At 64.1% G+C, this 14,260-nt stretch carries 9 protein-coding genes; 3 read left to right on the top strand and 6 right to left on the bottom strand.

Annotation, left to right across the window (positions count from 1 at the left end; all coding sequences use genetic code 11):
- Positions 1-3,104, top strand: a 3,104-nt coding sequence (locus ACN0YF_RS10330) for a M1 family aminopeptidase (protein ID WP_417494312.1), incomplete at its 5' end; no start/stop codon positions are given.
- Positions 3,105-3,151: 47 nt separating this feature from the next.
- Here the strand turns inward: ACN0YF_RS10330 and ACN0YF_RS10325 are convergent.
- Positions 3,152-4,363, bottom strand: coding sequence for a hypothetical protein (locus tag ACN0YF_RS10325; protein ID WP_417482472.1), 1,212 nt, complete (start codon positions 4,361-4,363; stop codon positions 3,152-3,154).
- 113 nt (positions 4,364-4,476) lie between these two features.
- Complete coding sequence (locus tag ACN0YF_RS10320) at positions 4,477-4,941, bottom strand: hypothetical protein (protein WP_417482473.1); 465 nt, start codon at positions 4,939-4,941, stop codon at positions 4,477-4,479.
- An 82-nt stretch (positions 4,942-5,023) separates the two neighbouring features.
- Between ACN0YF_RS10320 and ACN0YF_RS10315 the strand changes: the two genes are divergently transcribed.
- Positions 5,024-6,121 carry a PQQ-dependent sugar dehydrogenase gene (locus ACN0YF_RS10315; RefSeq protein WP_417494311.1) on the top strand — a complete coding sequence of 366 codons (1,098 nt, stop codon included), beginning with the start codon at positions 5,024-5,026 and terminating at the stop codon, positions 6,119-6,121.
- On the opposite strand, the gene ACN0YF_RS10310 is transcribed toward ACN0YF_RS10315, so the two are convergent.
- From ACN0YF_RS10310 to ACN0YF_RS10295, 4 genes are all read right to left on the bottom strand, one after another.
- Entirely contained in the window at positions 6,122-9,343 is a 3,222-nt protein-coding gene (locus tag ACN0YF_RS10310) for an efflux RND transporter permease subunit (RefSeq protein WP_417494310.1), read from the bottom strand.
- The gene (locus ACN0YF_RS10305) at positions 9,340-10,392 is read right to left on the bottom strand and encodes an efflux RND transporter periplasmic adaptor subunit (protein ID WP_417494309.1); all 1,053 of its coding nucleotides are present in this window, start codon (positions 10,390-10,392) and stop codon (positions 9,340-9,342) included. Before ACN0YF_RS10305 ends, ACN0YF_RS10310 begins: the two co-directional genes overlap by 4 nt.
- 160 nt (positions 10,393-10,552) lie before the next feature.
- Entirely contained in the window at positions 10,553-11,734 is a 1,182-nt protein-coding gene (locus tag ACN0YF_RS10300) for an NAD(P)/FAD-dependent oxidoreductase (protein ID WP_417494308.1), read from the bottom strand.
- Between the two features lie 7 nt (positions 11,735-11,741).
- A complete protein-coding gene (locus tag ACN0YF_RS10295) occupies positions 11,742-12,677 on the bottom strand; it encodes a lysophospholipase (RefSeq protein WP_417494307.1) in 936 nt (311 codons plus the stop codon).
- 90 nt (positions 12,678-12,767) lie between these two features.
- Between ACN0YF_RS10295 and glpK the strand changes: the two genes are divergently transcribed.
- On the top strand, positions 12,768-14,258 hold the full coding sequence (gene glpK, locus ACN0YF_RS10290) for a glycerol kinase GlpK (protein ID WP_417494306.1): 1,491 nt from the start codon (positions 12,768-12,770) through the stop codon (positions 14,256-14,258).
- The last annotated feature ends 2 nt before the right edge of the window (positions 14,259-14,260 follow it).

The raw sequence follows: 14,260 nt of genomic DNA, 5'->3' as shown, positions 1-14,260 counted from the left end.
TCCTGTTCACCGTCGCCAATTTCACCCGCTCGACCATCATGACCTATGCCGCCTTTGTCGGGCTGCTGGTCCTGTATTTCGTCGGTCTGGGCCTGGCGCAGAACGCTCCGGAGCTGCGCGAATTGATCGCGCTGATCGACCCGTTCGGCCTGAACACATTCAGCGAAGTCACCCGCTACTGGACCGTCTCGGAACAGAATAGCCAGGTGATGGCCTTCGAAGGCCTGTTCATGCAGAACCGCCTGTTGTGGATCGGTATCGGGCTTGCGCTCCTGATCCTCAACATCGTCACCTTCCGCTTCCGCAAGGCGTCGAGCGGTGGCAAGGGTTCAAAGCCTGCGGCCGGCCCGGCCCGGGCGGCGCCCGCGGCCATTGCCGACATCACCCTGCCACGTGTGGCCACCTCGACCGGTGCTGCCACCCAGATCCAGCAATTCCTCGCCCGCCTCAATTTCGAGGTGAAGGGCGTGGTGCTCAATGTCGCCTTCTGGATCCTGCTGGTGCTGGGCCTTCTGAACACCATTCCGGGCTTCTTTTTCGGTGGTGAAATCTATGGCACGGCGAACTACCCGGTCACGCGCGTCTTCATGGATCTGATCAACGGCGCCTATGCGATCATCCCGATCGTGATCGTGATCTATTATGCCGCCGAGCTGATGTGGCGCGAACGGCGGGTCGGCTTCTCCGAGATTACCGAAGCCACCCCGACGCCGAGCTGGGTGTTCATTTCCACCAAATTCCTCGCCATGTGCGTGGTGCTCGTCTCGCTCACCGCCGTGGCTGTCCTGGCGGCTGTGCTCGCACAGGCGATCAAGGGCTATACGGTCTTCGAATTCGACCAGTATTTCATCCGTGGCCTGTTCGAACTGGTGATCCCGCCGGTCCTGCTGGCGGCGCTGGCGATCTTTTTCCAGGTTCTGACCAATAATCGCTGGCTCGGCATGGCGGTCATGCTGGTCTATTTCATCATCACCCTGGTGATGGCCCAGATCGGCTTCGACCATAATCTATACCAGTACGGCTCCATCCCGGGAGCGCCATGGTCGGACATGAACCGTTATGGTCATTTCCTCGGGATCAGCGCCTGGTTCTCGGCCTATTGGGGTTTCTGGGCCCTGCTCCTGCTGGTCGTGGCCTATCAGTTGTGGAATCGCGGTGCGCCGCAGCCCATCCTGAAACGCCTGGGCGGCCTGTTCGGAAGCTTCAGCCCGGCGACCGCCTCGCTGGCCGCCTTCGCCCTTATCGGTGCGGGCCTCACCGGCGGCTGGATCTTCTACAACACCAATGTGCTCAATGAATATGTGTCCGGCCCCGACGAGCGGACGCATAGGGCCGAGTATGAACGGCAATATCTCCATCTCGCCGATCTGCCCCAGCCGACGATCACCGACACCAGCTATGACGTCGACATCTATCCCGAAGACCGCCGCTATACGGCGCGGGGCAGCTATGTGCTGGAGAACAAGACCGACGGACCGATCGACACGCTGTGGATTTCCTACGGGGCCGGCACGACCATCGTCTCGCAAAGCCTGGAAGGGGCAAGCCTGGCGACGTCGGACGAGCCGTTCTACATCTACAGCTTCGCCCTCGATGTGCCGATGCAGCCGGGAGAAAGCCGGACCTTCGATTTCGAGATCGCCCGCGAAAATCCGGGTTTCCGGAATTCCGGCAATGTCACGACGGTCAATTACAACGGCACATTCTTCAATAATGGCGAGTCGATGCCCATCATCGGCTTCAATGACGGCTGGCGTCTGACCAGCCGGCAGGAACGCCGCCGGGAGGGGCTTGAGCCATTGCCGCGGGCCTTCCCGCTCGAGGATGAGAGCCACTGGAATGAGAGCGCATTTGGCGATACCGCCGACTATGTCAGCTTCCGGACCATCGTCTCCACCAGTGTCGGACAGACCGCCATCGCGCCGGGCTATCTCGAGCGTGACTGGGTGGAGGGTGACCGCCACTATTTCGAATACATCATGGATCGGCCGATCCTGAACTTCTACTCCTGGCTCTCGGCGGACTATCAGCTGGCGGAACGGACGCGAAACGGGATCGACCTTCAGGTCTTCTATCACGAGCCGCATGGCTGGAATGTCGAGCGGATGCTGACGGCATCGGAAGATGCGCTGGCCTATTTCTCGGAGCATTTCAGCCCCTATCAATACCGGCAATACCGCGTCCTGGAATTCCCGGCCTATGCCAGTTTTGCCCAAGCTTTCCCGAATACGATTCCCTTCTCGGAAGGTATTGGTTTCATTGCTGATTTGCGTGATCCGGACGATATCGACTATGTCTATTACGTCACGGCTCACGAGGCGGCACACCAGTGGTGGGCGCATCAGGTGATGGCGGCCAATGTCCAGGGTGGCACCATGCTGGTGGAGACCTTTGCGCAATACTCGGCGCTGATGCTGATGCGTCAGGAGTATGGCGAGGACAATATGCGCCGCTTCCTCAAATACGAACTCGACAGCTATCTCAGCGGCCGTGGCTCGGAAGCGATCGAGGAACAGCCGCTCTACCGCGTCGAGAACCAGCAATACATACACTACCGCAAGGGCGCGGTGATCATGTATGCGCTGCAGGATTATCTCGGCGAGGATGTGGTCAATCACGTCCTGGCAAGGCTGATCGAGGAGCGGGCCTATTCGAGCGAGCCCTATGCCACCACGCTCGACTTCCTGCGCATCCTGCGCGAGGAGGCCGGCCCCGGGCACGAGCAGATGATCCATGACTTCTTCGAACGGATCGTGCTGTTCGACCTCAAGGTCACCGATGCCACCGCGACACAGCGCGCCGATGGCCGCTGGGATCTGGTGCTCGATATCGAGGCGCATAAATTCGCCGCCGATGGCGAGGGTGTCGAGACCGAGGAAGATGTCGATTACCTGATCGATATCGGTGTCTTCACCCGCGATCTCGACGGGGCCATCACCGGCACGGATCATGTGCTCTACATGGAAAAGCACCGCATCAACGAGACGACGATGCGGATCGAGCTGATCGTTGACCAGGAGCCGGTCTATGCCGGGATCGATCCCTACAACAAGCTGATCGATCGCAATTCCGACGACAATCTGTCCCGGGTGACGATCGAGTAGGATGGCAGGCGGCGCGACCGGCTTTCAGCCGGCCGCGCCGCCATGGCTCAAAAGGTCGAGGCGACCACCAGATCGGGCGGTTGCTGGATCAGCGGCGCTGCATGCCGGCGCAGGGCCGGTGCCGAGGCGGCATCCGAGCCTGCCGCGTGCCGGGTGACGCTGAGGACGAAATTGGCCAGCATGGGCAGGGCCTCACGTGCGTGAAGATAGCCCTTGGTGTTCTGCCGCTCCCAGAAATTCCAGTATCCGGGCACATGACCGATCACGGAGAGGTCATGTCCGAGATTGAGGAAGCACATCGGCGCGCGCAGCAGGAAGCGCTTGAAGGAATTGGTGTCCTGGCCGCTACTGAAGCGGGCGAACACCTGGTCATACTCATCCATGACCGAGCTGAGGCTTGACCAGCGCGCCCGCGTCTCGTCGATGATCTGCCGGCGCATGTATTCGATATCACCGCGCTCGGAATCGCTGGCCCCGACAATGGTGGCCGACTTGATCTGTTGCAGGAAGTGCTTGAGCCCGGCGAAGGCCTCGGTCATCGACCAGCGATAGTAGAGAATGCCTTTCCAGCCGAACATGCCGGCCTTGAATTCCGGCAGGGTCATGTCGAGAGACTGGCGCAGGGCCGAAAGGCGTTCATCGCTCTCGCTCGACAGCAGGGATTGCGCGAAACGCAGGGCGCGGCTCTCGTCCTGGCCGCTGCGGCCCGAGCCGAATGCGAGCGAGACCACCGAGACGATCTGCTCGGCGACGGTCTTCTCCATCCGGGCAATTTCCTCGTCGGAAATGTCGAAATAGAGCGGATCGATCGGCCGGCTGTTTTCGCGATACCGCTCCGCCAGCAGGAAGGGATCGAAGCTGGGCAGGGCCGCGAGCTCGCGCAGCCGGGTCAGGTCGAGATCGAGCAGATGCGGTTCGTCGGGACGTTCGAACAGGGTGCGCATCTTGGGGACAAAGCCGATTTCCTCGACGAAGACGGCGTGGCCGCCCAGGGAGAGGTCGTCTTGGGCCAGCGGCACCAGCACTTTGGTCACGACCGGCTGGTTGGACATGACATAGGGCCGCTCATGGGCACGCACGGTGTGCTTGACGATGAAGGCCTGGTTCAGGCGGGGGTGGAGGAAGAATGGAGCTTCGCGATGACCGTCATGATCGCCATGGCGCAAGGCGATGGAGTGAAGGTCGAGAATCCGGCTGGTGGCGCCACCCTTGAGGATATTGCGCAGGTCGGATCTGGATATCGGTCTGACTTGGCTCATGTCGCTCTCCCCGGGCAGGGGTAGACGATAGCCACGCCGGCTTAATGCCGGGTCGGTTTTGCCGGTGAAATTCGAGATTCAATTGAATCGAATTCGTCGCATTTTCCGGTGCTTCACCGGCGCGTTGCGGCGGGTTTGAGCAGGGAGAACAGGAAACCGGCTCCGGCCCCGGCGAGGGCGAGGCTGAGCAGTCCGGGCAGGGTGCGGCTGGAGGCGACCGGCGTGATGGTCGAGTGCAGGGCCTCGCCGTAATAGGTCGTGATGGCGACCATGATGCAGGCCACGGCCACGCCGCCCGCCAGGGTGAAGCCGATGCGCCGCCAGGGGCGCCCCAGCAGGCGGGCGATCCAGCCGGCCACCGGGAAGGCGATGGTGAAACCGATCAGCACGACCCCGAACAGGGTCGGGCCAAAGCCGAGCAGGTCCCGTTTCATGGCGTCGAGGCGGACGCCGGTGGGAAAATCCGCACCGACGGCAGAGAGCGATTGCAGCACGACATGGGTGTTGGCGATGCTGACCAGCACCGTCCCGACCAGGACCGTGAATATAAAGACGAGCGCCGTGCGCATGATCGACATCACCAGTGGCCTTCCGGGACTCTACACGATGGGCGAGAGCCTATAGGCTGGCTGCCGAGACGACAATTGCCGGAGTATTCCCATGCGACAGTGGATTTTCGCCCTTCTGGCTGCGGCCGTGCTGAGTCCGGCCGGCCTCGCCGAGCTGCGACACGAGACCGTGGCCGAGGGGCTGGAATTTCCCTGGAGCCTCGCCTTACTGCCCGATGGCCGCATGCTGGTCACCGAAAAGCCCGGCCGCTTGCGGCTGGTCGTGGATGGCGAGCTTCGAGCCGAGCCGGTTTCCGGTGTGCCGGAGGTGTTGTTCTCGGGGCAGGGCGGATTGCTTGATGTCGTGCTGCATCCGGATTTCGCCGGCAATCATCTTGTCTATCTCACCTGGTCTGAAGGTTCCTCGCGCGACAATACGCTCCGGCTCGGCCGCGGCCGGCTGGACGGCGACGCGCTGGTGGATTTCGAGACCATCTTCACGGCGCAGCCCCGGCGCGACACCGATGTCCATTACGGGGCACGGCTCGCCTTCCTGCCCGATAACAGCATCCTGCTCGGGATCGGCGATGGTTTCGATTATCGCGAGGAGGCCCAGCGCCCGGCCTCGCATTTCGGCAGCTATGTCCATTTGCGCGAGGATGGCAGCCCCGTCGCCAGCCCCTTTCCTGACGCGGCGCCCGGCGTCTACACGATCGGTCACCGCAATCCGCAGGCCATTGTCCGCGATCCGGTGAGCGGTATCGTCTATTCCAACGAGCACGGCCCGCGCGGCGGTGACGAGATCAATATCCTCGTCGAGGGCCGCAATTATGGCTGGCCGGTTGCGACCTATGGCGTCGACTATACCGGTGCGCTGGTGTCGCCCTATACGAGCTATCCCGGGATGGAGGAGCCTCTGCTCTACTGGGTGCCCTCGATCGCGCCGTCGAGCATGACGATCTATCACGGCACCATGTTTCCCGAATGGGATGGCGATCTGTTCGTCACCGCCCTGATCCATGGCGATGCCGAGGTCCCGTCGGGGCATTTGCGCCGCGTTGATCTCGAGGATGGCGCGGTTGCCGGTCAGGAAATCCTGCTCGGCGAGGCCGGGGCGCGGATGCGCTTCGTCGCTGTGGCACCCGATGGCAGTCTTTACCTGCTCACCGATGATGCCGAGGGGCAGATGATCCGTCTCTATCGCGACTGATTATTCTGCCGTTGCCGGTTTCGGGCGCAGGCCCGGAATCCGGCTCTCGATCACCCGCCGGCGCCAATTGCCAAGCCGTGAAGGCGCCGCGAGCAGGACCGGTGTCAGGATCAGGGTAAGCAGGGTCGAGAAGCCCAGCCCCCAGACCACGGCCGAGGAAAGCTGGACCCACCACTCGCTGGCCGGGCCACCGACGCCGATCACACCGCGGGTGAAATCGGCATTGATCTGCCAGGCCATCGGCAACAGGCCGAAAATCGTCGTCACCGTCGTCAGCATCACCGGCCGCAGACGCTGGGCCGCGGTACGGATGACGGCCTCATCGACCGCCATGCCCAGGCTGCGCAGGCGCTGGAAGGTGTCGATCAGCACGATATTGTTGTTCACCACAATCCCCGCCAGCGTCACCACGCCGGTCCCCAGGAACAGGATCGAGATATAGGGGAAGGTCAGCATCACCCCGAGCAGCACCCCGACCACCGACAATACGACGGCCAGCAGTGTCAGCACGACGTGCCAGAAATTGTTGAACTGCCACAGCAGGATCACCGCCATCATGAAGAGTGAGGCGAGCATGGCGCTGGCGAAGAAGCTGCCGGCCTCGGCATTCTCCTGGTCTGCTCCGAGATATTCGATCGAGACACTCCGCGGGATCGCACCGCTCTCCACCTGGTCGTCGACCCAGGCGCGCACTTCGGCAACCAGCAGATTGCCGGCATGATCCTCATCGGCATTGGCGCGCACCATCAGCACCCGCCGGCCGTCGCGGCGGCGGATGGAATCGATGCGCGGTCTTGGATCAAGTGTCACGAAATTCGACATCGGCACGGTGCCGTTGAGCGTGTTGACCCGCAAATCCTCCAGCCGTGAGATATCGCGTTCATCGGCCGGGAAACGGACACGGATATCCACCTCCTCATCGGCATCGTCCGGCCGGTAGCGTCCGACCAGGGCACCGGTGGTGACCATCTGCACGGCGGCGCCGACCTGGGTGACATCGGCACCGAAGCGTGCCGCCTCGGCGCGATCGACATCCAGCCGCCACTCAACACCAGGCAGCGGCAGGCTGTCCTCGATGTCGACGAGGCCGTCCATCGTGTCGAAATGGGCGCGGATCAGGCGCGCGGCGCGGTCGAGGGCGACTGCATCATTGGAGCGCAACTGAACCTGGACATCCTTGCCAACCGGCGGCCCGCGCTCGAAGGCGCGCACTTCGATGATCACGCCGGGAATGCCGATCATCGCCTCGCGGATCTGGCGCTCGATCAGGCGGCCATTGGGCCGTTGGCCGAAGGGTTCGAACTCGACGAAGATCCGGGCAATGCTGTCGGCCGGTGCCGAGCCGGTACCGTCAAATGGCGAGGCGCCGGGCGGCTGTCCGGCGACGGTATAATAACCCTTGATGCCCCCGATCCCGGCCAGGCGGCGTTCGGCTTCCAGGGCGATTTCATACTGTTCCGCCGGCGCCAGATTGCCGCGTGCGCGCACGAAGACATAGAGCTGCTCCGGCTCGGCATCGAGGAAGAATTCGGTGCGCTTGGGATGCAGGCCGAACAGGCTGGCAGAACTGGCGACGAAGGTGCCGATCACCAGCACCACGATCAGCGCTGCTGCGGCGGCGACCGCGATCGGTCGCTTGACCAGGGCGGCGATCAACTTGGCATAACGGCCGGTCAGGCCAGGCAGGTCGGTCGGGTCGCTCTCTTCCTGGGCATTGAGGTGGGCGACGGCTGAATTGGTGTCGACCACGCCGCCCCTGGCGGCCAGCACCGAGCCCAGCGTCGGCAGGAAGATCAGCGCCATCACCAGGGCCGAGCTGAGCACGAAGATCAGGGTCAGCGGCAGGAAGGCCATGTACTGGCCGGGGATTGAATTCCAGAACAGGAAGGGCACGAAGGCCGCGAGTGTCGTCGCCGTCGAGGAGACGATGGGCCAGAACATGCGCTTGCCGGCGTGGATATAGGCCTGTTTGCGCGTCTCGCCCTCGGCCAGTTTGCGGTCCGCATATTCGACCACGACGATGGCGCCATCAACGAGAAGCCCGACCGCCAGCACCATGGCGAACATCACCATGAAATTGACCGTCAGCCCGTAAAGACTCAACAGCAGGAAGGAGAAGAGAAAGCTCGACGGAATGGCGACGCCGACCAGCAGGGCCGAACGGAAACCGAGCGCGGCGACGACGATGATCAGCACCAGCACGATCGCCAGCATGATCGAGCTGGTCAGGCTCTGCAGCGAATCGCGCACATAGGTCGACTGGTCGAGGCTGAACTCATAATGCACGGTCTCGGGCCAGTGGGCGGCGGTCTCGGCGGTCAGCGCCTGCACGGCCGCGCTGGTATCCATGATGTTTTCGCCGCTGCGGCGCACGACCTGCAGGGTGAAGGCGGGCTGGCCGTTATAGCGCGCGAAGCTGTCGGCATCCTTGAAGGTGCGGCGCACGGTGGCGACGTCCTGCAGTGTGACGACGGCATCGCCGGAACTGGTCAGCGGCAGGTTCAACGCGTCGGCGGCCGATCTGAACAGGCCGGGCACCTTGACCTGGAAGCGCGCGGCGCCGCTGTCGAGCGAACCGGCGGCAATCAGGCGGTTGTTGGACTGCACCGCATTGAACAATTGCCCATAGGTGACGCCGTGGGATTCGAGCAGGGCGGGGTCGATGATGATTTCGAGCACTTCGTCGCGCAGACCCTGGACATCGACCTGCAGGATTTGCGGCAGCGCCTCGATCTCGTCCTCGAGCGCACGGGCCAGCCGGAACAGGGTGCGCTCGGGCGCATCGCCATAGATCTGCACGGCAATGGTCGGGGCGAGCCCGGAATTGAACTCCTCGACCACCGGCTCGCGCGCATCCTCGGGAAATTGCCGCCGCGCCATGTCGACAGCATCGCGAACATCGGAGACCGCGCGGTCGGAATCGAAGGGCACGCCGAAATCGGCAACCAGCGTGCCGGCGCCGAGCGAGGCGGTGCCATGCAATTCTTCCAGTCCCTCGATCGCGCGCATTTCGGTCTCGACCGGGCGCACGATCAGGCGCTCGGCGTCTTCCGGAGAAATGCCGTCGAGCGGCACCACCACGATCACGAAGGGAAAGGGAATATCCGGATCGGCCTCGCGCGGCAGCGTCAAAAAGGAGATCAGTCCGGCCAGCAGGGCACACAGGAAGATCGCCAGGATCATCCGGGCCCGGTTGACCGCGAATTCGACGATGCCTGTCACCGCGGATCCCCGCTGCCCGCGATACGCACCTCGACGCCGTCGGTGACGAAGTCCTGGCCGACCGTGATCACATTGGCCGGGTCGGGCAGGCCGGACACCCAGACTTCCTCACCATCATCGCTGAGGAGTGCCACCGGCAGGAAGCGGACGATATTGCCCGTCTCGACGATGCGAACACCCAGTTCGCCCGCCGCATTCAGCGCCAGCACCGAGGTCGGGATGCGATGGGCCGGGTCGGCCGCGAGCGGGATGGAGATCAGGCTGGTGACGCCGCTGCGCAGCCGGCCCTCGGGATTGGCCGCTTCGAGCTCGACACGGAAGGTCCGGGTCGCGGCATCGGCGCGCCGCTCGACGAAGCGGACGGTCGCGGCAAATTCCTCGCCGGTGAGGAGGCGGATCGATCCGGCCATGCCGGGCTCCAGGCCGGCGACATCGCGTTCGGCAACTTCGGCGCTGATCAGGATCGGGTTCAGCTGCACCACCGTGCCGCAAGCGCCGCCGGGCGCGAGATAATCGCCGATTTCACCGGCACGATTGTCGAAATAGCCGTCAAACGGGGCGCGGATATTGATGTTGGCGAGTTCCTGCCGTGCCGCTTCGCGCCGCGCCTCGGCAGCATCGCGCAGGGCCTCGACGCCGGCGACGGAATTGGCCGAGCGATGGCCGCGATTGAGCAGTTCCACCGCCGCATTATAGTCGAGCTGGCGCGTGCGGTATTCCGCCTCCGCCTGCGACAGGGCCGCTGCCCGGGCATCGACATCGAGCCGGCACAGCTCATCGCCTTCGACCACGGCCATGCCCTCAACTGCCGGCGTCGCAACGACGCGTCCACCGGTCTCGGAGCGGACCACGACCTCGCGGAAGGCCTCGGTGCGGCCACGCAGGGCCAGAACGGCGGGGCGTTCGATGGCGTGGACGGTCTGGGTGACAACCTCGAACAGGGGCTCGCGCTCGGAACCCGCGTCTGAGCCGCGGTGCGGGGCACTGTTCAGCAGCGTTCCCAGCGTGAAGAGAATGACCACGCCGGCGAAAATAGCGAGCGCAGTCAATTGGGAACGGTTCAGGGAAAACATGTGGACGTCCGGTCGTGGAAAGGCAGGCGAACAAGCAAACGGTGTTCACTTTGGTAGCTTGTTACATCCTGATTGCCCGTTGTGCGAGCAAAAATCTCGGGACCGCCGGGGATAATCCGCCTGTGTCCCGCGAGGATCATGCGCTCTGGCCTGCGCACCAGCCCGATGACCAGGCCCACTGGAAGTTGAAGCCCCCCAGCCAGCCCGTCACATCCACGGCCTCGCCGATGAAGAACAGGCCCGGCACCGCGCGCGCCTGCATCGAACGGCTGTCGAGTCCGTCCGTGTCGACGCCGCCCAGCGTCACCTCGGCCGTGCGATAGCCTTCCGAGCCGGTCGGTTTTATGCGCCAGTCGCGCAGCCAGGCTTCCAGGGCCCGGAGCTTCTTGTCGGATTGGTCGGCGAGATTGCCCGTCAGGCCGCAATCGGCTGCGAGCAATTGCGCCAGCCGCTTGGGCAGGAAGATGGACATCGCCGTACCGATCGCCTGGCGGCCATTTTCGGCGCGCTGTGCTTTGAGCTCGTCGAATATGCCAAAGCCGGGCTGGAAATTGATCGTGATCTCCTCGCCCTCGCGCCAATAGGACGATATCTGCAGAATGGCCGGCCCGCTCAGGCCCCGATGGGTAAACAGCAGCGCTTCCTCGAAGGCGGTCTTGCCGGCGCTGACACGGGCATCGACCGCGACGCCGGCAATCGGCTTGAAACGTTCCAGGATTTCCGGCCCGAAGGTCAGCGGCACCAGGGCGGGCCGTGTTTCGGTGACCTCGAGCCCGTAGGCCTTCGCGACATCATAGGCAAAGCCCGTCGCGCCCATTTTCGGGATCGACTTGCCGCCGGTGGCGATCACCAGCGAGCGGCAGCGGAACACCTCGCCATCACTCAGCCGGAGCTCGAATTCCTCGCCCCTGCGTTCATGCGAAGTCACCGACACGCCCAGCCGCAGCCCGACCCCGGCCTCGCGCATCTCGCCGCGCAGGGCGTCGATAATCTGGGTCGCCGGACCGTCGCAGAACAGCTGGCCGAGTGTCTTCTCGTGCCAGGCGATGCGGTGGCGGTCGATCCAGGCGATGAAGTCGCGCTGGCTGTAGCGCTTGAGCGCCGATTTCGCGAAATGCGGATTGGCCGAGAGGAAATTGTTGGGCCCGCAATGCAGATTGGTGAAATTGCAGCGTCCGCCGCCGGAGATGCGGATCTTTTCGCCCGGCTTGTCGGAATGCTCGATCAGCGTGACCGTGCGCCCGCGCTTGCCCGCCTCGATGGCACACATCATGCCGGCGGCACCGGCCCCGATTATCGCGACGTCATAGGTGATCATGGCGGGCTCAGCCGGTCACCCGGTCGAGCCAGTCGGCGAAGGCCGCCATCTGGGCCTCGCGGCCGATCTCGTTGAGGGTTTCGTGGCGGAAGCCCTTGAGCAGATGGAAATCGACATCGGTGAAGCCCGACTTCTTGAGCCGCTTGTAGAGCGTGCGCATTGCCTTGCCCTGCAGCGTGGCCGGGTCCTTCGACCCCGCGACGAGATGGAAGGGCATGGTGTGCGGCACGGCGGCGAGATTGGCCGTGTCCTCTGCGAAGGCGGTGCCCTTGAGGAAATCGCGCCACAGCGAGACGCTGGCCGGCCAGCCGCACACCGGATCATTGACGTATTTGTCGACCTCTTCGGTGTCGCGCGACAGCCAGTCGGCATCGGTGCGGTGTTCGGGGAATTTCTTGTTCCAGGCCTTGAAAGTCATCTTGTCGAGGGTGAGGCTCGGGGTGAATTCACCGCCGGCCGCGGCCTCGAACCAGAGGATGAGCTTCATCAGGCCGGCCAGTCCGCCCAGCGCCATATTGCCATTCCAGATCGCCGCTGCAGCGACACTGTCGGGGTGGCGCAGCACATGGTTGAAGGCGATCACCGAACCCATGGAATGCCCGAACACGATCACCGGCAGGCCGGGCCAGGTGGCGCGCAGATTGTCCTGCACCGCCACGACATCGCCCATCACCTTGTTCCAGCCATCGGTGTCGGCATAGCGGCGCGGTGCACCGTCATCGGCGGTCGTCGCGCCGTGACCGCGATGATCATGCGCGCCGACATGATAGCCGCGGGTGGCGAGAAACTCGGCGAAGCGGGCATAGCGGCCGGCATGTTCGGCGAGGCCGTGATTGATATGGACAATGCCGCGCGGCGTGCCTTTGGCCTCCGCCGTATAGAGCGCCAGCCGCGCGCCGGTCGGGCTGGGCAGGGTTTGCAGGCTGAAATTCGACTTTGGCATGGTGGCTCCCCGGCTCTGGATTGTGAACCTAGCGCGTTTTCTTATCCGGTGGCAGGGCTATAGTCAGGCAAAGACAAGGCGGGGAAGTACATGTTCAAGACGCGCAAGGCGCTGCTGGCGCTCGATCAGGGCACGACGAGTTCGCGGGCGATCGTTTTCTCGACCACAGGTGAAATCATCGCCGAGGCCCAGCGCGAATTCGAGCAGATCTATCCCAGTCCCGGCTGGGTCGAACATGACCCGGAAGTGATCTGGGCCACCGTGCTCGCCACTGCCCGCGAAGCCTTGAAGAAGGCCGAAAAGAAGGGCTGGAGCGTGCAGGCGATCGGCCTGACCAATCAGCGCGAGACCACCATTGTCTGGGACCGCGCCACCGGCCAGCCGGTCCACAATGCCATCGTCTGGCAGGACCGCCGCACCGCCGATGTCTGCGCCGCCCTGCGCAAGGCCGGCCGCGCCGAGACCGTTGTCTCACGTACCGGCCTGGTGCTCGACCCGTATTTTTCGGCGACGAAAATCGCCTGGATTCTCGACCATGTCGACGGCGCCCGGGAACGCGCCGCCAAGGGTGAACTCGCCTTCGGCACGGTCGACAGCTGGCTGATCTGGCGTCTGACCGGCGGCAAGGTCCACGCCACCGACGCCACCAATGCCAGCCGCACCTCGCTCTATAATATCGCCGAGGGGCGCTGGGACGAGGATCTGCTCGACCTGTTCGATGTCCCCGCCGCTCTGCTGCCTGAAGTACGCGATTGCGCTGGCGATTTTGGCACCACCACGGCAGAGCTGCTTGGCCGCTCCCTCCCCATCACCGGGGTTGCCGGCGACCAGCAGGCGGCGGCCATCGGCCAGGCCTGTTTCCGCCCCGGCGAGATGAAATCCACCTATGGCACGGGCGCTTTCCTCCTGCTCAATACGGGCAAGGAGATGGTGCGTTCACGCACGCGCCTGCTGGCCACCATCGCCTACCGCATCGCCGGCGAGACGACCTATGCGCTGGAAGGTTCCGTCCTGTCGGCGGGCTCGACGGTGCAATGGCTTCGCGACGGGCTGGGCCTGTTGAGCCAGGCCTCCGAGATCAGCGCGCTCGCCGCCGGTGCCGATCCGGAAAGCGGCGTCTATCTCGTCCCCGCCTTCACCGGTCTGGGCGCACCCTGGTGGGATGCCGATGCGAGGGGCGCCATCATCGGCCTCACGCGAGGCGCCGGCCGCGCCGAAATCGCCCAGGCCGCGATCGATTCCACCGCCCACCAGACCTGCGACCTGCTCGACGCCATGGCCGGAGACGGCGTCACCACCAAGACCCTGCGCGTCGATGGCGGCATGGCGAGAAACGACACCATCCTCCAGCGCCTCGCCGACCTCACCGATATCGAAGTCGTCCGCCCGAAAAACACCGAAACCACCGCCTGGGGCGCCGCCTTCCTGGCCGGGCTGGGTGCGGGCCTGTTCCGCAAGCTCGAGGATGGGCGCGCGATCTGGAAAGCGGATCGCGAGTTCAAGCCGGCGTGTGATGCCGGGCACCGGGAGCGGATGCGGGAAGGGTGGAAGGATGCTGTGGGGCGGGTGAGGACGGGCTGAGG

It is taken from the genome of Maricaulis sp. (assembly GCF_048270265.1).
In the GTDB taxonomy this organism is placed as follows: Bacteria; Pseudomonadota; Alphaproteobacteria; order Caulobacterales; family Maricaulaceae; genus Maricaulis.
Note: the sequence above shows the minus strand (reverse complement) of the source record. Positions and strands in the feature narration are given on the sequence as shown.

Excerpts from the sequence above, each read along its gene's own strand:
- ACN0YF_RS10325 (WP_417482472.1), bottom strand. The coding sequence starts at position 4,363 with ATGAGCCAAGTCAGACCGATATCCAGATCCGACCTGCGCAATATCCTC.
- ACN0YF_RS10320 (WP_417482473.1), bottom strand. The coding sequence starts at position 4,941 with ATGTCGATCATGCGCACGGCGCTCGTCTTTATATTCACGGTCCTGGTC.
- ACN0YF_RS10315 (WP_417494311.1), top strand. The coding sequence starts at position 5,024 with ATGCGACAGTGGATTTTCGCCCTTCTGGCTGCGGCCGTGCTGAGTCCG.
- ACN0YF_RS10300 (WP_417494308.1), bottom strand. The coding sequence starts at position 11,734 with ATGATCACCTATGACGTCGCGATAATCGGGGCCGGTGCCGCCGGCATG.
- ACN0YF_RS10295 (WP_417494307.1), bottom strand. The coding sequence starts at position 12,677 with ATGCCAAAGTCGAATTTCAGCCTGCAAACCCTGCCCAGCCCGACCGGC.
- glpK (WP_417494306.1), top strand. The coding sequence starts at position 12,768 with ATGTTCAAGACGCGCAAGGCGCTGCTGGCGCTCGATCAGGGCACGACG.